This window comes from Spirochaeta isovalerica, assembly GCF_014207565.1.
Taxonomy (GTDB): domain Bacteria; phylum Spirochaetota; class Spirochaetia; order DSM-2461; family DSM-2461; genus Spirochaeta_F; species Spirochaeta_F isovalerica.
The window spans coordinates 666,298-691,381 of the sequence record NZ_JACHGJ010000002.1; the positions used below are offsets into that span (position 1 = coordinate 666,298).

14 protein-coding genes are annotated in these 25,084 nt (G+C 50.1%); 10 read left to right on the forward strand and 4 right to left on the reverse strand.

Annotated elements, in window-relative coordinates; all coding sequences use genetic code 11:
• Positions 1 to 129: 129 nt before the first annotated feature.
• The 4 genes from HNR50_RS07870 (at position 130) to HNR50_RS07885 (ending at position 5,666) form a co-directional block, all read left to right on the forward strand.
• On the forward strand, positions 130 to 1,563 hold the full coding sequence (locus tag HNR50_RS07870; RefSeq protein WP_184745600.1) for a family 43 glycosylhydrolase: 1,434 nt from the start codon (positions 130 to 132) through the stop codon (positions 1,561 to 1,563).
• 140 nt (positions 1,564 to 1,703) lie between these two features.
• A complete protein-coding gene (locus tag HNR50_RS07875; protein WP_184745602.1) occupies positions 1,704 to 2,948 on the forward strand; it encodes an endo-1,4-beta-xylanase in 1,245 nt (414 codons plus the stop codon).
• 25 nt (positions 2,949 to 2,973) lie between these two features.
• Entirely contained in the window at positions 2,974 to 4,680 is a 1,707-nt protein-coding gene (locus tag HNR50_RS07880) for an endo-1,4-beta-xylanase (RefSeq protein ID WP_221439832.1), read from the forward strand.
• 14 nt (positions 4,681 to 4,694) lie between these two features.
• Complete coding sequence (locus HNR50_RS07885) at positions 4,695 to 5,666, forward strand: acetylxylan esterase (RefSeq protein ID WP_184745606.1); 972 nt, start codon at positions 4,695 to 4,697, stop codon at positions 5,664 to 5,666.
• A 12-nt stretch (positions 5,667 to 5,678) separates the two neighbouring features.
• Here HNR50_RS07885 and HNR50_RS07890 read toward each other — a convergent pair whose 3' ends face one another.
• Entirely contained in the window at positions 5,679 to 6,308 is a 630-nt protein-coding gene (locus HNR50_RS07890) for a ThuA domain-containing protein (RefSeq protein WP_184745608.1), read from the reverse strand.
• Positions 6,309 to 6,538: 230 nt separating this feature from the next.
• On the reverse strand, positions 6,539 to 7,696 hold the full coding sequence (locus HNR50_RS07895; RefSeq protein WP_184745610.1) for a GntR family transcriptional regulator: 1,158 nt from the start codon (positions 7,694 to 7,696) through the stop codon (positions 6,539 to 6,541).
• 144 nt (positions 7,697 to 7,840) lie between these two features.
• On the opposite strand from HNR50_RS07895, the gene HNR50_RS07900 reads away from it, so the two are divergent.
• Genes HNR50_RS07900 through HNR50_RS07925 form a run of 6 tightly spaced genes read left to right on the forward strand, consistent with a single transcriptional unit; the run spans position 7,841 to position 20,565 of the window.
• Positions 7,841 to 10,993, forward strand: a complete 3,153-nt coding sequence (locus HNR50_RS07900) for a glycoside hydrolase family 38 N-terminal domain-containing protein (protein WP_184745612.1) — start codon at positions 7,841 to 7,843, stop codon at positions 10,991 to 10,993.
• Between the two features lie 11 nt (positions 10,994 to 11,004).
• Entirely contained in the window at positions 11,005 to 13,968 is a 2,964-nt protein-coding gene (locus tag HNR50_RS07905; protein ID WP_184745614.1) for an alpha-mannosidase, read from the forward strand.
• Positions 13,968 to 14,909, forward strand: coding sequence for an ROK family protein (locus tag HNR50_RS07910; protein WP_184745616.1), 942 nt, complete (start codon positions 13,968 to 13,970; stop codon positions 14,907 to 14,909). Before HNR50_RS07905 ends, HNR50_RS07910 begins: the two co-directional genes overlap by 1 nt.
• The gene (locus tag HNR50_RS07915) at positions 14,902 to 16,692 is read left to right on the forward strand and encodes a class I mannose-6-phosphate isomerase (RefSeq protein WP_184745618.1); all 1,791 of its coding nucleotides are present in this window, start codon (positions 14,902 to 14,904) and stop codon (positions 16,690 to 16,692) included. Before HNR50_RS07910 ends, HNR50_RS07915 begins: the two co-directional genes overlap by 8 nt.
• The gene (locus tag HNR50_RS07920) at positions 16,689 to 19,211 is read left to right on the forward strand and encodes a glycoside hydrolase family 38 N-terminal domain-containing protein (RefSeq protein ID WP_184745620.1); all 2,523 of its coding nucleotides are present in this window, start codon (positions 16,689 to 16,691) and stop codon (positions 19,209 to 19,211) included. Before HNR50_RS07915 ends, HNR50_RS07920 begins: the two co-directional genes overlap by 4 nt.
• Before the next feature lie 4 nt (positions 19,212 to 19,215).
• Positions 19,216 to 20,565 carry an MFS transporter gene (locus HNR50_RS07925; protein WP_184745622.1) on the forward strand — a complete coding sequence of 450 codons (1,350 nt, stop codon included), beginning with the start codon at positions 19,216 to 19,218 and terminating at the stop codon, positions 20,563 to 20,565.
• A 372-nt stretch (positions 20,566 to 20,937) separates the two neighbouring features.
• Here the strand turns inward: HNR50_RS07925 and HNR50_RS07930 are convergent, their stop codons facing one another.
• Positions 20,938 to 24,600 carry a glycoside hydrolase family 2 protein gene (locus tag HNR50_RS07930; RefSeq protein ID WP_184745624.1) on the reverse strand — a complete coding sequence of 1,221 codons (3,663 nt, stop codon included), beginning with the start codon at positions 24,598 to 24,600 and terminating at the stop codon, positions 20,938 to 20,940.
• Between the two features lie 149 nt (positions 24,601 to 24,749).
• Positions 24,750 to 24,977 (reverse strand): hypothetical protein, encoded by a 228-nt coding sequence (locus HNR50_RS07935; RefSeq protein ID WP_184745626.1) that lies wholly within the window; start codon positions 24,975 to 24,977, stop codon positions 24,750 to 24,752.
• Positions 24,978 to 25,084 lie beyond the last annotated feature (107 nt).

Here is a 25,084-nt window from a genome sequence, read left to right on the forward strand (position 1 = left end):
CCGAAAGCAGCGTAAACACCCCTCAATGCATCGGTCATATAACCTATCCATATAGGCAAAAAGACGGATTGATTTTTATATGAGGCGAATGGAAAATAATTAGATACAACTGCAGCGGGAGGCCCAACCATGGCAAATGAATCTTCACTTCAGCAACGGGGAATTAACCCCTATCTTCCGTCATGGGAATACGTCCCCGATGCGGAACCGCATTTATTCGACGGAAGAGTGTACATCTACGGCTCCCACGACAGATTCAACGGGCACGGGTACTGCCTGAATGATTATGTCTGCTGGTCCGCCGATCCCGGCGACCTGACCAGCTGGCAGTATGAAGGGGTCATATATGAAAAAACCGATGACCCGCTGAATCCCCATAGCAGGATGTGTCTTTACGCGCCCGATGTCACCCGGGGACCCGACGGAAGATACTACCTTTACTATGTGCTTGATAAGGTGTCCGTGGTCTCCGTCGCCGTATGCGACAGCCCGGCGGGCAGATACAGCTTTTACGGATATGTTCATCATGACGACGGAACCCTTCTGGGAGAAGGACCCGATGATGAGCCGCAGTTTGATCCGGGCGTCCTCACCGAGGGTACCCGGACCTATCTCTACACCGGATTCTGCCCCGCCGATGATCCGTCCCGGACCGGTCCCATGGTAACCGTTCTGGGAGAGGACATGCTGACTGTTCTCGAAGGGCCCAATAACATAGCACCGAGCAAACCCTATTCCCGGGGCAGCTCTTTTGCCGGTCACGAGTTCTTCGAAGCACCGTCTATCCGCAAAATCAATGGCTTGTATTATTTTGTGTACTCCTCTGTGGTCTTTCACGAATTGTGTTACGCCGTCAGCTCCAGTCCGACCGATGGGTTTGAATACCGGGGAGTGGTGATAAGCAACAGCGATCTTCATATAAACAGCTACAAGCCGGCGGAAAAACCCATGTATTACGGCGGTAACAATCACGGAGGCATCCTCGATCTCGGTGAAAGGAAATACATTTTCTACCACCGCCATACGAACGGGACGAATTTCAGCCGCCAGGCCTGTGCCGAGCCGATAATCATGGCTGCGGACGGAACGATCGAACAGGCGGAGATGACTTCATGCGGACTAAAGGGAGAGCCCCTTCCGGCCCGCGGAGAATATCCGGCGCACATGGCCTGCAATCTTTTCTGTAAGGAAGAATCGGTTTACACCGGCGCCAATGCCTATATGGACAATCGCTTCCCTAAAATCACCCAGGATGAATGTGACGGCGATACCGGAAAGGGTTATGTGGCCAATATGATGGACGGCGCCGTCGCCGGCTTCAAATACTTTGAATTCAACGGCGTCAGCCGCATGGTCATCAGCGCCCGGGGATATTGCAGAGGGCATTTTGAAATTCTGACCGAATGGGATGGACCGGTTCGCGGCACCATTGCCGTTACAGATTTTTCAACAGCATGGGAGAGGTACGAAGGGACCGTCGGGATTCCCGACGGAATCCATCCCTTGTATATCCGGTTCCGCGGAAGCGGCCTGGCGAGCCTGCTTGATTTTGCATTTATTTAATATAGAGCCGGGAATGGCATTTCCCATAGGTCTTAATCTCAATGGTTAATAGGTGTTTTGACCGATTTTCTTCAGCTATGGTTCGCCATACAATTTTTTTATGGCAAAAAATTGAGTAACAACCAACAGGAGGCTTCGCTTTGGGAGCATTGGATAGAAAAATACAGACAAACCGCACAGGCTCAGTCAAATTAAAACTGACACAGGGGGGCAGGCCGGTTGCAGGATGCGCTGTTCGCATCGGACAGAAAAACCACAAATTCCAATTCGGTTCAAATTGGCAGGATGATATAATCCGCTTTGCCCGTAAGGAATTAAACGGACCGGCGGGGGAGCAGCCCGATGTCATCACAAAATTATATCTGGATCTTTTCAATCAGGTGACTTTGCCTTTTTACTGGGCAAACTTCGAGCCGGAACAGGGCAAACCCGGTACGGAAATGATGAAGAAGCTTGCCTCCTGGTACAGCAGCCATGATATTGCCCTCAAAGGCCATCCGCTGTGCTGGCATACCCTTGCCCCGAATTGGCTACTGAATATGACCAATGATGAAATCCTCCGGACCCAGATAGACCGCATCAAACGGGACGTTTCGGATTTCGCTGGAATAGTAGATACCTGGGACGTGGTGAACGAAGCGGTCATCATGCCCATCTTCGATAAATACGACAACGGATTGACAAGGCTGTGCAAAGAGAAAGGGCGTATCGAACTGCTTAAAATCATGTTTGAGACGGCCAGGGAAACCAACCCCCGGGCCCGGTTCCTCATAAACGATTTCGATACCTCTCCGGCCTATGACATCCTGGTGGAAGGCTGCCTTGAAGCGGGGATTGAAATAGACGTAATAGGCATTCAGTCGCATATGCACCAGGGATACTGGGGCGTGGAAAAGACAGAGAGGATTATCGAGCGGTTCGAACGTTTCGGCCTGCCGATACATTTCACCGAAAACACCATAATCTCCGGCGATCTGATGCCGCCGGAAATAAAGGACCTGAACGATTTTCAGGTGACCGACTGGCCCAGCACGCCCGAGGGGGAAGAGCGGCAGGCGGAAGAAGTCGTCACGCACATCAAGACATTGCTCTCCCATCCTCTGGTTGAATCCATCACATGGTGGGATATTAAGGACGGTGCCTGGCTGAATGCCCCATCCGGTCTGATCCGCCGGGATAACACGCCGAAACCCTCCTATCATGCTCTTAAAGATCTGTTCAAAGGCGAATGGTGGCTCAAACCGTCAGAATTTGTCTCCGATTCAAAGGGAGAGATTGAGGTGAAAGGCTTTCTCGGAGAATACGAACTGGAGTTTGAAGGCAGACTGCAGAGATTTCAGATTCCCTCAACTGAAGAATCGGAAATCCAAATCGACCTATTGTAAAATTGAATTTTCTTTGAGGCTCAAGATGAATAAAGCAATATTTTTCCCAACTTTTTTTTTGATAGCGGTTTTTTTTACAGCCTGCATGACAGCTTCAGGAACCGGTGATAAGATCGTGTTTGATCTGAATGATTACATTTCCGGGAATAGTATTAATCTACGTGCGCCTCTTCAGCAGTCGGGAAATCCCCGGTTTTCTGTAGAGAACGGCGAGCTCCGTCTGAGTGACCGTTCGGAAAGCTGGCATGCCATCGATCTTATAAGAGATTTTGACGCATCGCCGCTGCAGCCGGGAGATAGGGTCACCATCGAGGGAAAGATTATTGATGCGCCTTCCGGTACGGCCATGGTCCTGGGGGGAGCGGAATCCCCCTGGAACTGGATTATAAGCACCGATGTGGAAGGCACTCAGACTTATTCCCTGCAAACAGTCCTTACAGAGAAGCATTTCATTGAAGGCCAGTTTGTACGCCTGCGTCTCCAGACCAATGAGACGGGAGCGAACTGCGACTTCACCATAAGCAAGTGGATTGTTACGCGGACAGCCGATTCGGCAGCTCCGGCTGTTTCGGCTCCCCGGTGGGATCTGACTCTCCCCGGACTCGGCGAGCTCTTCTCTCCCTATTTCAGGATCGGCAACGTCTATTCCGGTTCGTCTATGATGAGTCTTTTTAACACGGAAGAAGCGTACAGGCACCACTTTAATGCGGTGACCGCGGAAAACGGCCATAAGCCGGCGGGTATCGCCGGTTCGGAGAATCGATCGGTCCGCCCCGATGCAAAGGATTTCAACTTCACAGAAGCGGATGCCATCGTGGATTGGGCGGTTGAAAACAACATGGAACTCATCGGCCATACCCTTGTGTGGCACAGCCAGACTCCCCGTTGGCTTTTCAGCTCTTCGACCGGAGAGCCCCTGACCCGCAAAGAAGCCCTGGAAAATATGGAGTATTACATCAGCACTCTCGCAGATCATTGGGCCGAAAGAGGCGTTATCGACCGTTTTTACAGTTGGGATGTGGTGAATGAAGCTCTTTCCAACAACGGCGGAAGCTGGGGAGGATCTCTTGATGACTGGGAGGCGGGAGACTGGCGCACCCAGCTGCGAACAGAGAGCGGCTGGTACCGGGCCTTTTCCAACGGTTCTGATCAGGACGCCGGAGAACATCCCTCGGACTTTATATTCTACGCTTATTACTTCGCCCGGAAATATTTCCCTGCCAGCGTGCTCTATTACAACGATTACAACGAGGAAATTCCGGCCAAACGCAATGCCATCGGCCAGATGGTTGAAGAGATCAACCTTCGTTGGAAAAACCATCCCGAATACGACGGGAGACTTCTCATTGAGGGAATCGGCCTTCAGAGCCACTATCACCTCCGGGGCTGGACAACAGACCTGGACAACGTGCGGGCCGCTCTTGAGCGCTTTGCCGCAACCGGAGCCGAGATGTCGGTAACAGAACTCGATATTACGGTAGGCGGATACGGCGCGGGTGTTCCGGCTGAATCGGAACTGCCCGCCCTTTATGAAGAACAGGCTGATGCCTATGCCCGGTTATTCGGCTATTACCTTGAGTTCGCAGAACAAATTCACAGAGTCTCTTTCTGGGGGCTGGCCGATTCCCGGAGCTGGAGAGCCCCGGGCCATCCGCTTCTTTTCGATAGAAACTTTATGGCAAAACCGGCATTTCATGCCATAGTGGATAAAGTGATGTTTTTTGAATCATAATCTGGAGGATTTTTATGGCTTTTTTTGATATGGGGCTGGACGCCCTGGAAAAATATAAACCGGAAGTTCACGAGGAAGCGGATTTCGACGCTTTCTGGGCAGCCACCCTCTCCCAATCGCGGCAGGCGGCCGGGGAGCCGCGGTTTGAAGAAATCGAACATCATTTCCGCCATATAAAGATTTATGATGTCACTTTTTCCGGATTTGCCGGTCAGAGCGTGAAGGGCTGGTTTCTGCGGCCCGAAGGGGAAGGACCTTTTCCCTGTCTGATCGAGTTTATCGGCTATGGCGGCGGGCGCAATCTGCCTCACGAATGGCTGACCATGGTGAGTACGGGAATGGCGCATTTCGTTATGGACACGAGAGGGCAGGGAAGCGGTTGGAGCCCCGGCGATACACCGGATCCCGAGCTTTCTCCGGGTAACGGGCAGTTTCCAGGATTTATGACAAAGGGCGTTCTCGACAGAGACACATACTATTACCGTAGGGTTTTTACCGATGCTGTCCGCGCTTATGAGACTGTGGCCGCCCGGAAAGATATAGACTCGGCCCGTATCGCCGTAACCGGAGGGAGCCAGGGGGGAGGAATCAGTCTGGCGGCTGCCGGTTTGATTGAAGGGCTCGATGCCGTTCTGACCGATGTTCCCTTTTTATGTCATTTCCACAGAGCCATCCGGATTACAGACTCTTATCCCTATAAGGAGATCGGCGAATACCTGAGGATCCACCGGGATCAATCGGACAGGGTTCACAAAACTCTGTCCTATTTCGATGGAGTCAACTTCTCCAGGAGGGCCCGATGCGACGCCTTTTTTTCCACGGCCCTGATGGACATGACCTGTCCCCCATCCACGGTATACGCCGCGTTCAATCATTATGCCGGGCGGAAGGAGATACATGCCTGGGAGTTTAACGACCATGAAGGCGGCGGTCCCTTTCAGATGAAGAAGAGAATTGATATCCTCTGCGATCGATGGGGTTTGTAAAAGGAAAGAATGTTATCCTTTCATCCATCCCTTTAAAATCTCTTCCAGTATTTTCTGGAACTGCCTATTGAGCCATACTTCGATATTGTGACCCGGTGTCAGTACAGCCACTTCCCCGGCATCATGCTTCAGGAACCATCCTGCCGGTTGGGTTCCCTGCTGAGATGTTGATACGAGAATCAAGTCTATGTCTTCACGATCCATCGTCATGAAATATTGCTCATCTTTTTCTGTAAATGTTTGAACTTCATTCATAAAGGCTTTGTTTCCGGAAGCTGAATAGGAAATAGCCTCCTGTTCGGGATGATGAGAGAAAACACCGCCAATAAGTTCTCTGATTTTTCTGTTGTTATCGTAACCGGCCGTTCCCGAATGAATGACCAGAAGCTTGTGTCCCGATCTGACAAAGCGATCGATTTCCTGTTCCCATTGATCATTGAGCCATGTCCGGGATTTGTTTTCTACTGTCATATTGGCTTTGCTGAGTATGAGAACATCATAATCCTTAAGCCAATGTGGAGATCCCAGGGTGGTGTCATCTAAAAAGCGTATGTCCAGGTTCAATTCTGACAGAAAATCGAGTCCCTTCTTTACTACAGCTGCTGGATGGTAAAAATCACCGCAAATACACAGAATTTTCATGGGCTCTCCTGATTTCAGTATTTATTATACATCAGTTCAGAAAATTTCTACAGGCAGGGGGCTTAATTAAGCTGAATCTGTCATTTATATACATCATTGCAGATATCGCAATGATATCAATAAACTGAAAGTCGATTCACTTACAGGATATTCCGCCGATTATAGTCGGCTTACTGCAGTTCTTCATTTACAGACTTGATATTTACTCCTGGTTTTTAGATGGCATAATTCTACACCACGCAATCCGTCGATTCCCTGATGATCAGATGCGGTGGTATGGTACACGATACCGGCTGGTTCTCCTGCCGGTCTATTGCGCGGAAAAGGATTTCCGCGGCTTGTTTGCCGATCTCATAGGCTGGCTGCTCCACTGTCGTCAGAGGAATAGGGAGATGAGCCGCGTAGGGCAGATTATCAAATCCTGTCAGAGAGTAGAACGAGGGAATGGCTATGCCCCTTTCCTGGGCCGTCGTCATAATCAGCCGGGCGATCAGATCGTTAACCGCTGCAATGGCCGTCGGCCGTTCCTCTGCCGGATATTTTTCCAGGATGTCCAGAAGGTAATGGATCTTTCTTATATCCTTATCCAGATTTTCTCTGTAGCCATCGGGGATGGCTTCGGCATCGCTGAATGAGTAGAGATTCTTCTTCATCAGGGGGACGCCGTGGTTGATATGGGCCTGGCAGAAGCCGTTGTATCTCTCCTGTTCCGAAGAGATCCTGTTCACCCAGCTCCCGACGAAGACTATTTTCCTGTGCCCCTGCTCTATGAGATGGGATGTGATTTCCTCAAACCCCTTTTTGTTGTCAACCGAAACAATCGATGTTTCGATTCCCGGGATTTTGCGGTCGATGAGAACAAAGGGAAACTTTCTTATAAGCAGGCTGCTGTACATATGGAGGTTGGAGGTTTCGGAGAAAGGGTAGATTATCAACCCCCGGGATCCCTTCGAGAGAACATCTTCAATGATCTCCACTTCCTGATCTGAATCTTCAGCCGTATTGTGGAACGTAACCAGAAAACCTTTCTTTTTCGCTTCGTCCTCTATCCCTTTGAGAAATATGGTTGAAAATTCTTCATCAAAGGGAAGTATGAGAGAAATGAAATTCAAGCCGTTTTTATTTCCCGAAGGGGAGGAACTGGAATCTGATGCGCTCTGCCACTCCTTTTCGGTGACATAGCTGCCGCTTCCTTTGACCCGCCTTATGAACTTCTCCAGTTCCAGCTCTTTGAGGGCTCTTGTAACAGTAATGCGGCTGACTTTGAATTCGCCGGCGATCTCCATTTCAGTCGGCAGCCGTGTGCCGGGCGGCAATTCTCCGGAAAGAATTTTTATCTTATATTGTCTGTATATGATTTCGTAAAGCGGTTTTTTGTCCGATGCCATTCTGTTCTCCCGGGTTTGCTATAGCATATATTAAATATTGACAGATGACTAGTATATGTTATAGTTGGTTTTGTTGATATGATATAGCAAATAGGTTGGTCTAAATAAGACATAACAAATGGCAAGGCACAAGGAAACTGCATTATGGAAAAGAAAAAGGAAATCTTTCTGATTCCCTATTCCCATCTGGATACTCAATGGCGATGGGAATATCCTACGACGATTAATAAGTATATAAAGAACACTCTGGACGAAAGCATAGAGATGTTCAGAAAATATCCCGATCACCATTTTAACTTCACCGGAGCCATCCGGTATCAGATGATGAAGGAGTATTTCCCCGAAGAGTTCGAAGAGGTCAAGAAACTCGTTGGGGAAGAGCGGTGGCACCTGGCCGGCACCTGCCTCGATGAGACCGACGCCCTGGTTCCTGCTTCGGAATCGATGATCAGAAATATCCTCTACGGCGATAAGTGGCAGATGAAGGAATTCGGCCGGAGCAGCCGCGACTATATGATTCCCGACTGCTTCGGATTTCCCGGCAACATGCCTACGCTTCTGGCCCATTGCGGAATCCGGGGATTTTCCAGCCAGAAGCTGACCTGGGGGTCCTCAGTGGGAATCCCCTTTGAAATCGGTATGTGGAAAGGCCCGGACGGCAGCGAGATCGTCAGCGCTCTCAACCCCTGCCGATACGACGCTCATCTGGAACTCCCACTCTATATCAATCCCTCCAGGCTGGCGCGATTAACCCGGCTGGGCAAAAAGAACGGTATCTGGAAATCCTTTCAATATTACGGCGTCGGCGATATCGGTGGGGCCCCAACGGAGGGGTCGATCCGGAGAGCGCTGGCGAGCATCCGCCATTACGCCCGAAAAGCGAAAGGACTTGTCGTCCGGCAGGGCGCGGCCGATCAGTTTTTCAATGAAGTCACTGACGAGGAAAAAAGGCGGATGGACCGCTATGAAGGGGATTTCCTTCTGACCAACCACAGCGCGGGAACCATTACCTCCGCGGCGATCATGAAGCGCTGGAACAGGAAAAACGAACAGCTCGCTTTTGCGGCGGAAGCGGCGGCTCTTTCGGCGATGGTTAACGCCGGACTTCCCTATCCGGAAGAGAAGATCGAATCGGCCTGGAGGCTGGTCATCGGAAATCAGATGCACGACATTCTTCCCGGCACATCGACTCCGACAGCCTATGAGTTCTCTCACAACGATGAAGTGATCGCCCTTAAAACCTGGAGCCATATCCTCGACGATTCGGCGGAAGCCATAGCGCCCCTTGTCAAAGGAGAGGGGAATATCCTTTTCTTCAATCCGCTGGTTCAAAGCAGACGGGAACCTGTCGATCTGGAGATGGACCTCTCTGAAGATCCTGTAGAGGGTCGGGTCGTTCTGGAAAGCGGAACAGGAGAGACCTATCCCGGAGAATTGAAGAAAGTCGGTGAAAGGCGTTACGCCCTGTCCTTTATTCCGGAACTCCCTCCATCGAGCTGGACGCGATTCTCCCTTCGCTCGCCGGGCCTGAAGGATCAGGTCGCCGTGGACGATCCCGTTACCCTGGAGAGGAATGGGGCTGGATTTGTTCTGGAGAACGGCCGGTACCGTGTGTCTTTATCAATGAAAGGCGCTCTTTCCTCTGTTTTCTGCAAAGAAGCGGATAGAGAGCTGCTCGGGAAACCTCTGGCCTATGAATTTCAGAAAGAGAGGCCGATGAAATTCCCGGCCTGGAATATGGATTGGCGTGACAGAAAGAAAGCTCCCTTCTGCAGAATTGAAGAGGGGAGCGAAATCCATGTACTTGAACACTCTTCCCTTCGCGTAACCCTGCAGGTCGTGACAAATTATCAGTCTTCGCAGTTCTTCCGGGAGATCAGCCTCTCCGCCGGTTCCGATCTGGTCGAGATCACGGAGAGAATTAATTGGCGTGAGACCGGTTGTACTTTCAAAGTGGCCTTTACTGCGGCATTGGAGGAACCGGAGTTCACCTGTAACTGGGAAACTTCCCGCATTAAGAGGGATGTAAATCACAAAAAGATTTTTGAAGTCCCCTCGCGGCAGTGGGCCGATCTCAGCGGGAAAAAACATGGATTTTCCATTATCGAGGATTCAAAGTACGGATGGGACCGTCCCGAGGCGAATACCATCAGGATGACGCTCCTTTATACACCGGCTCTCCGTTATACCAATGGTTTCTGGGATCAGAAGACTCACGACTGGGGTGAACACACCATTCGGTACGGCATTTACGGTCACGGCGGTGACTGGAGGGGGACCGATCGCGTGGCCAGAGCGTTTAATCAGCCCGTTCGGTCTTTTCTGGTAGAGGGGAAGGATGGAGCGGATAAAGCGGATATCGGTTCTCTGCTGCAGCTGAGTTCCCATCAGTTCGGCGTCATGGCAGTTAAAAAGAGCGAGAGCGATGATGCGATTCTTGTCCGTCTTTATGAAAGAGAAGGCCGCTACGGCCGGGCTGCGCTATCCTTTTCCCATGCCGTCAGCCGCGTCGTTGAAGTCAACGGCCTCGAGGAACCCATTGAAGCCGTCGGGTTTAAGGGGAACAGTTTTGAGGTTGCCATGGGAGCCAGCAGCGTCAAGGCTTTTGTCGTCACGCTGAAAGATACAGCGGGCATAACAGAAATTCATAGCACGCCGATTCCTCTTGAATGGGACGACCGTCTGATCGGAGGGAACGGTGAGGATTCGGGAGCTCTCTTTCCCGAAGAGATTACGCCTGACAGAATTTCCGCCGGAACCGTGGAATTTTATCTGAACAGGGGAGATGGGGACAATGCCATGAGCTTCCGGGGGCAGACAATCAAACTTCCCGAAGGGTACAACAGCCTGTCTCTGCTGGCCGGAGCCGAAAGGGATACCCATGTGTCCTTCAAGTGGCTGGACAGTCAAGGAAATCTTCTGAGTGAAGAGAACCGCACCATTCCGGCGATGACCGGATATGAGGGCCAATGGGACAGGAGAATCTGGAAGAGAGAACCGAAGCACCATCTGAAGCACCGCAGAGACTACGCCTGGCTGAACAAATGCACCGGCGTTGAACCGGGATTTATCAACCGCGACCGCCTCGAATGGTTCGCCTCTCACACCCATGACCGGGGGGCCGATAAAACCTATCGATACGGGTATCTTCACAATGTGACCATGGCCATTCCCGATGGGGCCGCTTCTCTGCTTCTTCCCGAAAGGGATAAGACCTGGATTCTGGCTGCTGCGGCATCGAAGCGCCCTGTAATGGTAAAAAGCATTCAGAAGCTTTCGGACAAGTTTGACTTTTAGGGGATGGATCAATGAATGTTATGAAAAGAGTTCAAAAACAGATAGATAGGACTGTCGGCGGTTTTATCTTACGCGGCGCCGTAACGGAAGAACCGGTTCCCTTCTCTGAACGGGAAGGCCTGGTTTACAAAGAATATAAAGTCGGAGATTCCTGGGGAAAGCTTTTTGACTGCGCCTGGTTTCACCTGACCGGGAAAGTTGACCCGGCCCCGGGCGAGCCGGTTTTCCTGAAGCTGGATATGAACTGCGAAGCTCTTCTCTATGACAGGGAGGGGAATCCCCTGAAAGGTTTTACCAACGGCAGCTCTGTTTTCGGTTTTATGGGCTATCTGGGAGATCCGGGAAAGTACTATTACCCCCTTGAGAATTTTACCGACGGACAGGGGAATGTGGAGCTCTGGATCGATGCGGGAATGAACGACCTCTTCGGGAACGTAAAGAAAAAAGGCCGTATTGAGATCGTCGAAATGGTAACCCGTGATATGAACATGAGAGCCCTCTATTACGATCTGAAGGTTCTTCGGGACCTGAAGATAGGGTCGATGAAACTGGACCGCGAGGCGTTCCGGATTTACAGAAAAGGACTGATGAAAGTCCGGGCCATTATCAACAGACAGAAACCCGGCTGGGTGTCCGAAGCGCTAGAGCTTACGGAAGAACTGTTGAAGACCCCTTCGAAACTGGATCATCAGATCAGTTCGATCGGCCATGCCCATCTGGATCTCGCCTGGCTGTGGCCTATCCGGGAAACCTGGAGAAAGGGCGCCCGAACCTTTGCCAATGTCCTGAGGCTGATGGAGGATTACCCCGACTTCAAATTCGGAGCCAGCCAGCCCCAGCTCTATCAGTGGGTGAAGGATCAGCATCCCGGGCTTTATGAAGAGGTAAAGCAAAGAGTGGCCGAGGGCCGCTGGGAAGTCCAGGGGGGAATGTGGGTCGAAGCCGATACCAATGTTTCGGGAGAGGAAGCTCTGGTCCGCCAGATGCTCTATGGAATCCGCTTCTTTCAGAAGGAGTTCGGCATCCGGGTCGACAGTCTCTGGCTCCCCGATGTCTTCGGCTATTCGGGGAATATGCCCCAGATCATAAAAAAGTCCGGTCTCGATAATTTCATGACCATTAAAATCTCCTGGAACGATACGAACAAATTTCCCCACCATACCTTCAACTGGCAGGGAATTGACGGTTCGGAAGTTTTTGCCCATATGCCGCCCGAAGGGGAGTATAACAGCCCGGCCAATGTCTATTTTCTACTGAAATCGGCCAGAAATTACCGGGAAAAACACATTGACAACAGAACGCTGAATCTCTTCGGCGTCGGAGACGGCGGCGGCGGTCCAGCGGCCTCTCATGTGGAGAGAATCAGAAGGCTGAACGGCACTGCGCCTATGCCCCGGGTAAAAATGGAGTTCGCAAGAGATTTCTTTTCCAGGCTATCGATGATAAAAGAGAAATTCCCCTCTTACCGGGGCGAACTGTATCTGGAGAAGCACAGGGGAACCTATACTTCTCAGGGGTGGGTGAAGTATTACAACCGCCGCATGGAACAGAAGCTCAAAACTCTGGAAACTCTGCTGGTTCAGACCGGACGGTACGGAGAATTCAAAGAGGAGGTCCGCGCTATCTGGAAAGAAGTTCTGCTCTATCAGTTTCACGATATCCTACCGGGATCTTCGATTAAACGGGTGTACAAGGAGTGTCTGGAGCGGTATGAAGCTCTGGATAAACAAACTGATGAGATATTCCGTCATGTAACAGGACAGTCTCCTCTTTCTTCAGAAGAAACAGTCTCATTGAAAGAGTTGTCGGCCTACAATCCCCTTCCTGTTCCTCTCCGGGCTCAGCGCTTCACGGGACAGGAGTATCAGGAACTCCATCTGTCTCCCTTATCCTCTACGGTAAGAGACGCCGGTTCCTGGAAAAGAGAAGCTTCTGAAAATAACCGGATGCTGGAAAACGATCGGATCCTGGTGAAATTCAATCGCCGCGGAGCCATCGCTTCCATCAGAGACAAAAAAAGCGGGCGCAAAGTACTGCGGGGAACAGCAAACCGCTTAACCGTCTATTCGGATATCGCCAATGCCTGGGACATCTTCCGCTTTTACCGCCTGCTGCCCAAACGCCATATGAAGCTGATCGAAAGCAGGGCTTTCCGGTACGGACCGGTGCGGGAAATCGTACAGCGCTACGTATACGGCAGAAGCCGGATGACTCAGATCATCAGGCTCCGTGATGGCGAAAGCCGTCTCGATTTTGAACTCCACGGAGACTGGCAGAACAATAAGAAAATGGTCCGGACCGCTTTTCCTCTCAACCTGAAAACCGATGTGGCTGTCTTCGATATTCAGTTCGGATCGCTTAAGAGATCGGCGCGGAATAAAACGAAGATCGAGCGGGCCCAGTACGAAATGTGCGGACACAACTGGGTCGATATGAATGACGGAGAAAGGGGGGCGGCGCTGTTCACCGACAGCAAATACGGTTTCAGAACCAAAAACAACACATTGGATCTCAACCTGATTAAATCGACCAATTACCCGGCTAAACGGGGGGATCTGGGGCTGCATGATATCAGATATGCCTTTTTTGTCCACGATGGCGATCACCTCGCTGCAAAGGTTGATGAAAAAGCTATGGAATTCAATACCTGGATACCCTTCGGGAAGAGCTCTCTGGATTGCGGTCAGCCCCTCTTCGAGCTGGACAGCGAAGCTATCACCTACTCAGCGTTGAAAGAGAGTGAAGACAGCGATGCCCTGATCCTCCGTCTCTATGAGCGCAATGGCCGGGAAGAAAGGGTCATGCTGAAAATCAACCGCTCAGTTGAAAGCCTGTATGAGACCAATATGGTTGAAGAGAACCCGGTAAAAATCTGTGATGGCAATAGGGCCGATCTCTCATTCGGACCTTTTGAAGTTAAAACGATTCAGATTCTGTTAAAGGGCAGCCGCTCTTCAGAGGAGAAACCGCTCTGATGGGAGATTTTTCCTTCGCCGCCGATATGGGCGGCACCCGGATCAAGCTCGGACTGGTTTCGCAGGGGAGGATCCTGGCGCGAAAAGTTCTGCCGTCTGAATCGCACAGACCGGTTGAATGGCAGATGAAAAGGATTAAAGATGAGTGGCTGGCTCTCTGCCGGGAAAGAGGGCTCGTTATTCATGGTTCCCGTGGAGCGGGAATCGCTTTTCCGGCGATCATCGACCGGCATGAGAACAAACCGACCGATTATTACGGGAAGTTTCCAGGCTCCACGGACTTTGACTTTTCCCGATGGGCCGATGAGGAATTATCCTGTTCCATCGTTCTGGAAAATGATGCCCGATGCGCCCTTCTGGGAGAGAGCCGCTACGGCGCCGGAAAAGATACAGCCAATCTGGCTTTGTTCACCCTCGGTACGGGCATTGGCTCGGCCATCATGGAGAACTCCAAACTGACCGGCGGCGAACGGGGAAACTCGGGAAATCTGCTGGGCCATCGCCCTTCGGGGGGTGAGGGCATTCCCTGTGTCTGCGGCCGTAAGGACTGCGCCGAAGCCCGAACCTCTTTAAAGATTTTAAATGAGAGAATCAGGAGCCGTTCCGATTACGGGACCAGCCGGCTGAGCCGTTATGAGACGGTTGATTACCGGATTCTCTTCGACTGCCGGAGAGAGGGCGATGCCCCGGCCCGGGAGATCAGCAATTCGGTTATGGAAATCTGGGCGGACGCCATGATTCCCGCGCTGGAGGAATTTCAGGCCGAGAGAGTGATCATCGGAGGGGGGATCATGGCCAGCGGCGATATCATCCTGCCCTATGTTCAAGAGCGTCTGAAGAAGGTCAATCCTTCGATAGTCTGCAGAGCCGCGCTCTGCGGCGATGATGCTGGACTGCTCGGAGCGGCGGAACTGTTAACCATAGGAGATTGTAATGGATAAGAGGGGAAAGGGGAGATTCGACCTGACTCCCGGGATAGCTGTGGACGGTTTTGAAAAGGATATCTGTCGCGGTTTTGATGAGATTTATAGAAAGATACAGGAGTCTGTTGATCATCTTGCTAAAGATAAGACCACAGTTGTCGTGGAATATTATCCCGGTGTTCACAGGGAATTGGGAGAACAGCTCCGCCGGGGACTGGGAGCGGAGCATTTTTTCCTGTCCGATGAGATCTATATCCCCCTGGATCAGGCCGAAAGCAAAATCAGCCGCGATTTGACTCAGGACAGGGTCCGCGGCGTCATGAGCACCTACCGTCTGGAAGAATTTGCCGATGGGGAAAAGCTGGCGGCCCTCCGCGGCGAAGCGGCAGCTGTTTCCGAAGGCCTCGTGCTCATCTGCGGTGTCGGGGCTTATCTCATCGCCGAACCGGACATTCTTATTTACGCCGAGCTGACGCGCTGGGAGATCCAGAAGCGTTACCGCCGCAAAGAGCTGGCCAACCTCTTCGGTGATAATTACGGCGAGGATTTTCTGCGGATGTACAAGAGGGCCTTTTTCTTCGACTGGAGAATGGGCGACCGCAAAAAAAGAGAGCTCTATCATAAGGCGGACTTCTTTCTCGATGCGAACAGGCCTGACGCGCCGGTTCTGATTCCGGCCCGGGCCGCAGAAGCCGCTCTGGATTTATGTGTCTCCCGGCCTTTCCGACTCGTGCCCTATTACGATGCGGGTCCCTGGGGCGGACAGTGGATGAAAGAGCAATTCGGCCTCGATAAGGATTCGGACAATTTCGCCTGGAGTTTCGACGGCGTTCCCGAAGAGAACAGCCTCATATTCCGCTTCGGCGATGCGGCTTATGAGATGCCCGCCATCAATGTTGTTCATATGAGACCCACGGAACTGCTGGGGGCGAAGACGGAAGCCCGTTTCGGAGCGGAGTTCCCCATCCGCTTCGATATGCTCGATACGATGGGAGGGGGGAATCTCAGTCTTCAGGTCCACCCGACAACAGATTTTATCCGCGAATCCTACGGCATGAGTTATACCCAGGATGAGAGTTACTACATCCTTGAAGCGGAGGATGACGCTTCGGTCTACCTTGGCGTGAAAGAGGGAACCGAACTGTCCGAACTGATCGGAGCACTCAGGGAGAGCCAGAGCACGGGAAGAGAATTCGATGCGGAAAAATACATCAACAGGTTCCCGGCGGGAAAGCACGATCACTTCATGATCCCCGGGGGAACCATTCACTGCTCGGGGAAAAACACCATGGTTCTCGAAATATCGGCGACGCCCTATATCTTTACGTTCAAGCTCTGGGACTGGAACCGCAACGGCCTTGACGGCCGGCCCCGTCCCGTTCATATCGACGAGGGGGAACAGGTCATCGATATGACCCGCGACCGTGACAGGATACTTTCCGACGGGTTTATCAATCCTCTGGAACCGGTTGCCGAAGGACAGGGATGGCGGGAGGAGAGAACGGGACTCCATGAGCTGGAATTTATTGAAACAAGGCGCCACTGGTTTACCGGTACGGTTCCCCACGACACGGAAGGCACGGTTCATGTTCTCAACCTGGTTCAGGGCGACGAAGTGATTGTAGAAAGTCCTTCCGGCGCCTTTGACCCGATGCGCATTCACTATGCCGAGACATTTATCGTTCCCGCCGGTGCCGGAGAATACACCATTCGCCCCGCTGCTGGCCGGCCGGCGCAAGAGTTCGCCACAATCAAGGCTTTTGTAAGAGGCACGAGACGGAACAGGAGAGAAGAGAAATGAAGAAGTGGAAAGTCTGCCTGATTCATCACACCCATTTTGACATCGGGTACACCCATACCCAGAAGGAAGTTCTGGATATCCAGTTCCGCAATCAGGAACAGGCCATGGATCTGGTCGACGCCAACCGGAACAGGCCGGAGAACGCGCAGTTCCGCTGGAATCCCGAAGCGACCTGGGCGCTGAAAAAATGGCTGTCAAAGGCCGGACAGAAACAGATCGACCGCTTCGTCTCCATGGTCCGGTCGGGCCATATCGGCCTGGACGGACTCTTCGCCAATATGCATACGGCTCTCTGCCGCCCCGAAGAGCTGATCCGCATGATGGATTGGAAAAGGGAGTTTGAAAAGCTGACGGGTACAACGATTGATTCGGCCATGATTACAGATGTCCCCGGCTGGAACTGGGGTATGGTCCCGGCGCTCAGTGAAGAAGGGATCCGTTACCTTTCAGCCGGTACAAATCACATGGACCGGATCGGTTCTACCATTAAAGAGTGGGGCGATAAGCCTTTCTACTGGGTGTCTCCCTCGGGAAGGGAAAAAATCCTCCTGTGGGTTCACGGGAAGGGATACGCATGGTTCCATACGGGTTTGAATAAAACAAAGAATCTCAGGAACAAACTGCGTTACGGCAGAATCCGCCGTTATCTCGATTCTCTGGAAAAAAAGAACTATCCCTATGATACGGTCATTCTCCGATACAATATCGGCTCGGACAACGGCCCGCCCGATCCCGATCTGAGCGCCATTGTGGAAGATTGGAACAAAGCCCATAAGGATATCGAATTGGTCATCTCAACCAACTCCGGCGCCATGGCTGATTTTGAGAAGAATTATGGAGATCAACTGCCCCGGTATCGGGGAGACCTGACTGCCTACTGGGAAGACGGAGTGCTCTCCACAGCCCGGGAAACCGCTATAGCCAGGGAAGCCTCGGAGAGATTGATCCAGGCCGGGAATCTGGCCATTATGACCGGGGGAGAATCGGGGCGCCGCTATGAAGCGGAAGCCTGGGAACAGGTTCTTCTTTTCAACGAGCACACCTGGGGTGCCCATAACTCGATCAGCCGGCCCGATCATCCATTTGCCAGAAGCCAGTGGGATTGGAAAAAACAGAGAGCCTTGAAGGGAGAAGAGGGTGTTCACCGTTTCCTGACTGAGACTCTGGGAGGGCAGCCCGAATCGGGGCACAGCTACAGCGGTCTGCTCAATGATCAGAGCCACGGCGGCAGCAGGGAAAAATCCCTGAGCGTCTACAACAGCCTCAGCTGGCCGGTTTCCCGCATCGTGGAGATTTCCACTGCCTTCAACTCCGTCGCCGATGAAGAGGGGAATCCCGTTCCCTCTCAGCGCCTTTCCAACGGACGTCTGGCTTTTTTTGCCGCTTCGGTTCCGGCTTTCGGCCTCCGCTCCTATAGGCTTTCCGAAACCGGACCTGCACCTTTCGAAGGGGGCTGCTATATCGAGGGATACCGTTTCGGCAATGACCGCATCTCCTGTGAAATCGACAGGGATACGGGGCGGATTTCCAGTCTCGTTCTCGATAACAGGGAGTATGTGCCGGAGAAGGGGACAGAGGGATTCAACTCCTTTGTCCTGGTGCCGGGAAAATTCCCCTCTCTGAGAAAAAGCGAAGCAACGGGAGCCGGCGTTTCCATAGATATGGTCGATAAGGGGCCGCTGCGCGTCTCTTTCAGGATCAGCCGTAAGGCGCCGCGCTGCCATGAATTCATAAGTGATATAAGCATCGACGCCTGGTCTGATGAAGTCCGTATCCATAACGTTCTCGACCGTCCCGTATCGCGGAGAAAAGAAGGTCTTCACTTTGCTTTTCCCATGGATATCCCCGGAGGAGTGCTCCGCTACGACAGCGCCTGGGGTACGGTCCGGCTTGAAGAGGACCAGCTGCCCGGCGCCAATAGAAATTTCATCAGCGCTTCCCGCTGGGTCGATGTTTCGGGTCCGGAAAAGGGGATGTCCTGCGTTCTCATGGACGCTCCTATCTTCAAGAGCGGAGAACTGGTCCACGATCCTGTTCGTTCGGGACCGCCCGGGCTCTGCGGATGGCTTGATACTGTCGATTACAAAGGAACGGTTTATTCCTATGTCATGAATAATTACTGGCAGACCAATTTCAAAGCCGACCAGCCGGGTAAAACACTCTTCCGTTATGTCTTCAGGCCCCACGGGTCTTATTCGCCTGAGGAAAACTACCGGTCGTCCCTAGAGAATCTTCAGCCATTGCAGGTCACTGCGGCGGAAGGGAAGCAGATCAGGGAACTGCCCCGGACATCCTGTGAAGCTGTGGTTATCAGCTCACTGGAAAGGAGGGATGGCTCTCTCTTTATGAGACTGGTCAATATTTCGGATGATGTTTGCGATACGTCGCTTCTTATTGGAAAAAATTCTATGGAGGCATCGCAGTTCTCTCTTGCCGGAAGCGGCAAAGAGGGAAATCTCAATGGAAATCAAATTACGCTGGTGCCGGGAGAAACGGTTCTGGTAAAAATCAAGGAGTAATATAATGAAAAAGGCTCTATCGATCCAAGTTTCTCTGCGGGAGAAGATCTCTTTCGCCGGCGCTCTGGGCGGCCAGAATCTCATGTACACTTTTGTGAATTTCTTTATTCTCATTTTTTATACCGATGTCATGGGCATCAGTCCCGCCGCGGCGGGGCTCATGTTTCTGGTGGCGCGGATCTGGGATGCCTTTAACGACTTGATTATGGGGATGATTGTCGACCGGACCAGAAGCCGATGGGGCAAGTGCCGCCCCTATCTCATCTTCATGTCGTTCCCCATCGCCGTGACGACGGCCATAATGTTTATCGTCCCCGATCTGGAATACGGCGGCCGCATCGTCTATATGTGGGTCACCTATATCATCTGGGGCATGGCCTATACTTCCGGTGATATCTCTCTCTGGACCCTGGCGGGCCGGATCAGTCCCCGGACGGAGGACAGAAACCTGCTCATTTCCTGGGGCCGGGTGGCCGGAGCTGTCGGAACGGCCGCCGCCGTGCTGGCGACTGTCCCCCTAAAGAATCTGCTGGGAGGGGATAAAGGGGGCGGATATTTCGCCGTTGCAGTTATTTTCTGCCTTCTCGGATTTCTGGCGATTTTTCAGGGCGGTCTTATCACAAGAGAAAGGACTTTCAGCCATGACCCGGATCAGAAAATCAGCCTGAAGGACAGCCTCGTCTCCATATTTGCAAACGGGCCGCTTCTGCTCGTGCTCCTGTCGCTACTGCTGACAGTTATTCCGAGCCTCCAGATGGTCATGATGATGTATTTTGCCAAGTACAACCTGCAGAATGAGGGTCTGATGACTGTCATTGCGGGGATCAGCCTGGTGACAATGGCTCTTGGTTCGGGACTGGTCCCCTGGCTGACCAGATTCATCAGCGGAAAAAAACTGGTTCTCTACAGCGGTTTCGTTCTGGCTTTTCTCGGAACGGCCATGTATTTCATCGGTTATGAAAATCTTCTTATCTTCTACGTCTTCGCCGCTTTGTGGGGACTCTTCAACGGTTTCCCCGAAGTTATCCGCACTACCATGATCGCCAATACGGTCGAATGGATGGAGAAGAAGACCGGCAAGAGGAGCGATGGTACCATTTTCTCAACGCTCACTTTTATCGGAAAGCTGACTGCCGGTCTGGGGAAATTCGTCGCAGGACTCCTGCTGACTTATTACGGCTTCATAGCCAACACGGCTCAGTCCCCACAGGTGCTCGACGGTTTGTTTCAGTCCATGACCATAATTCCGGGAATCGGTTCTCTTATCATGATCCTGCCCCTGTTCTTCTACAACATTGATGAAAAAACTCATGCCAAACTAGTGAAGGACCTGGCGCTGGAAAGCGAAAGCTGATGAGTCCTATAGTCGAGGGGTGATATACCGGTCCGGGCTCCGACTGTTGTCAAAAAAGACAGCTGTCCATCGAGCCGGAAGAGCATAACCGCTATACTTTTAAGGGCCAGGAACTGAGTTAAAAACCATACAATCCTATAATGTTGTAGAGGCTTATATCGATCAACAGGCTGTTGATCAGGTATTTTGTCACTATGGGGAAAGCCAATCCAGCCGGAGTGACTATAATCATAAATATCTAGCCTGTCCAGAAACGGCTGAATTAAGCTTTGACAATAGTCATGCCTCTTCTGAAAGTTTTCTTAATATGCTCCTTTTAACTGTGCTGACTGTTCAGTATGTAAATTTTATGAAGAAATTAAATCTTGAAGTTTATATTTTAAGTACATTTCCCATCAATTTAGCTGCAATCGGGTCTAGGTCAACTGCATCAAATCGTATGGAACTCACCCTGAAAGAACCTTTTCCTAACTTGATATCAAAGAGTACTGAGCCACCTATATCTTTATATTGTTGCGGATCTGAAAGATAGCCATGGGGTAGGAGCGCCTCCGCAAGAACGGAAACATCGGGGTCAAATCGGTTTACCGTATAACGACCGATAGCGACATGGGGAACCTTTACCTTGTAGATTAGCTTATGTACAGTTTGCTCCAAACCTGTTGATTCCGGCACATACGCATCCAAATATCCAGCTTTTTTCTTTTTATACGGCTTATATGGGAACCAGGAGATATCAAGAGGGTCAAGATCTGCAAAAACAGGACTCTCTTTTATATTCATGTTAACAATCTCATGAAAGGCTTTGTTGTAGTGGGTAACCAGATCAGGAAAAACATTTAGTACACTTTTACCACTATTCAGCATAATAATGTTTCCACCGGCTGCTGCAGTTTTTTTCAGCTGATTTATCTGTTTAGATTTTAACCTGGTTCTATTGCCAATCAGGAGAGTCTCTTCTTTGATATTATCGTGACCTATTTTTGAAATGGTACGATACTCAAAACCTAAAAAGTCCAGCAGTTTTTGAACCTCTTTCTCTATTTTAAGAGTCACATATTTCCGTGGGCTTTTTTTATCGGGAAGTGCCCAGGATTTATCTGCCAAGGTTATCTTGTATGAGTTCTCAGATAGGGGCTTACCTGCTGATTCTACTATTAAACGAAGTTCAACATCGATCCTGGGAGATGGTAAGTTCTCAGGGATGGTTAAACCAAAATCTTTTTCAGCCTTGTTGTAGTAGGGTATATTATCAAACGCAACAACTTTTTTTGATAAAATTTTCCCGTTGTAACGAACTTCACAATTTACCACAGGCTCTTCCAGAACGGGATGATCCTTGTCATCATTCAGTAGCGCTAACTTGCTTTTTATCTCTCCTCCTGCATAATAATGCAGAATCTGAAGATCCATGCTGGCCAGTATAGGTTGAAAAGTCATTCTGATTTTTTTCGCTGTCTCCATAGGGGTTACTTTTTTATAATCATGCTGGTGATAAAACCATGTCTCAAAGGCAAAGGGCATTACACCGGAGATCTTTGTATGATCAACTCTCCGTATCGTTTCAATTGTTCCTTTCGTTAACATAGCGTGTCGTTCTTGAAAATACTTAGGATCAGAATGTTCGTATGCATCTTTGCCGACCCAGGTCTGGGGAGTTTGATGATAAAAAAGATAGACTCTTGTGGGTAGGCCATCATCTGCTCGAGGGTACCCTGTCCCTGCTTCCTGACTGATTAACGGTCTGTTTTTCATCGCATACATCTTTGAAAACTCACCATTTACCAGATGATAAAAACTGTTTTCATACCAGGAGCTATATATATGCGGATCATCAATATCACCATCATCAATTTTATTCATAATTAATGATAACCTCGGAATATAATATGCCACTTTTCTAAAATACGCAGAGTCCGCTACTACAGGTCGACTGGGATCCAGATTTCTGACTGTTTTCATCGCTCTATTCAGTAGAGCTCCTTTTGCTTTCAGAACTTTACCTGCTGCATAAATGAGAAACTTCATCTCGTTATTCACAGTCCATAAAAAGATTGATGGATGATTCCGATTTGCCTTGAAGAGCCTCTCCATGTCATCAAGCCATATACTGGTAGCCTCTTCCGGAGGTACATCGTTGCCTCGCAGCATTAACCAGGGCCAAGTGCCTTCGTAGGATACCATTACGCCAGATTCATCTGCGGCTTTCATCCAGTTTTTAGAAAATGGTGCCCCATGAGTTCTCGTTGCGATAACATTATGCTCTAAAGCGAGTTTCATAAACTTTTTAGCAAGATTCTCATCGTTTGGACGGATATGAGCAGGCATATGATTAGCCCCTCTAATCCATAGAGGTTTTCCGTTAAAGATGACTCGATTACCCTCTGTCGCTACGGTTCTGAACCCTACTGTTTCTGTAAGGGTATCCACACCTTCAGAAGTGGTCACAACCAATTTCAGATTATATAGGTTTGGTTCTCCGGGAGCCCAGAGCTTTGCTGAAACTTCAGGGGTCGAGAAACTAACCTTTCTTCTCTCTCCGGCTTTAAGTTTAACTTCTTCTATCGTGCCATCACAGAGAACTGTCCCGTTACTCTTTTCAATAATCGTGTAGTTTAATGTTGCAGTTCTGTCGGTATCCCCACTGTTTTTATACCAGACATCTATATGGGCGGAATCCATTGACGGATTGAAAAAGGTCTCTTCTATTTTGACTTTTTCAGATATGATAAGGGTTACAGGTTTCCAGATCCCTCCTGGAGTTCCTTGTAGAAAACCTCTTGGCAGTTCCATTTCATCTAATTGTTGCAGCACTTTCCCCTTGGATCCATGCTCGATGATATCCCAGGCAGCAGCGTAGTTCGCATCGATAGTATCATTTGCCAGGTCTCCACTTCCCACACTGGGGCTGTTTGCAACCCTGTTAACATGTACGGCTATAATATTTCTTCCCGGTTTAACATTTCGGGAGATATCCACATCAAAAGGACCAAACATTCCTCTATTTTCATGCAGCTTTATACCGTTTATGTAAACTTCAGAAATATAAGATACGCCTTCAAAGTGAAGAACTAACTGTTTCCGGTCAATTCCATCTGGAAGTACCAGTGTATTGCGATACCATGCTGATTCTGTTTCCCCCCAATTAAAAGTGTAACTATCACACCTATCTTTTTCTAATTGGTGAAAGGTGTCATTCATGCCTTTATTGAACTTTCCATTCTGAAAGGTCTCACCTTCCAGCCAGGCTCTAGCGGGACCCCATAAGTTGGGAACATCCATAACATGCCAAGCCGTATCATCTTCTAATGCGGAGCTTCCATCAGTTTCTCTCTTATTATCCGGCAGGAATAACCAGTTACCATTCAAAGAGAACTCACTTCTATCGTCTGAAATATTATCAATTACAAATGGCTTAAATAGCTCTCTTTGTTTTTGTCTTTTGGCCTCTTTATCAGAAACTATTGGTAGCTTTTGAGCTCTATGTACTCCATTCAGGCAGTTTTTTTCTACAGGCGCAACTTTAACATGGGTGAACTCCGTAGCCAGGTAGCTTCCTCCAAGAGAGACACCGCCATTCCTGAAAGGTGCTTCAGGGTCCTCTGCTAATAGCCTGGGTTCCTCCTCATCGCCCAGGTAGACAGCTATTGTTGGCCCTGCAACCACAATTTTTAAATCATACCATTTTCCGGTAACCGGTTTAAAATCAAGGGGCTCAATATCGAGGAATCTATCAAATCCTTCTGCCCCGTATCTCGCTAGATAGAGGTGGTTATTGTTTCCTCCTCTAAGAGCTGCAACATAGCGAAAGTCTCTATTGAAATGTCGAAATCCTGCCCAAATCTGAACCTGATCTTCATGGGCTGGAGTTCGGCCTCTAAACTGAAAACTATAATCCGACCATTCTGAAGCCGTAGTCGTGACATAACAATCCTCTACCAGAAGGATACCATTATTTAAAGAGAGATTTCCTCTTCCGATGATTTCCCATACTTGTTTATCCAATCGATCTGTTTCAAAATTATCAGTTAACATAGTGTTTGCGCTTCCTTGTTTAAATTTCATTCATCTGATCAGAAGGGCCGGTTCTCAAAAATCAAATGAGTGTTTAGAGGGAAAGTTGTTCTTTTTCTTCCTGTATTTTGCATAAAGGCGGTTCCGGTTGAGCTGGACTTTTCTGAAACCTATCCTCCGGCATCTTTTAAACGATAAAGGGATCGTACTGTATGGAGCATGTCCCCGCCGGGCATGGATCCGGTACCACAGGACCCTCCGGGGATCTCTGTCTGGGTAAAGACAGAGCCTCTTTGTATCAGCCTGTCCATAGGTGTAGGGCGGATACTCAGATTGGTGTTGAAAGGCTGATTTTCTGTAAACAAGAAGAGAATATTCGGCTGTTTGTTCAGGCTCATTCCGGACTCCAAATATATGTTATATCAATTTTATAGGATATTAGTATGATATGACATAGTTTGTATTATAGCATCCAAAATATGGATGTAAATAAAAGTTGACATCT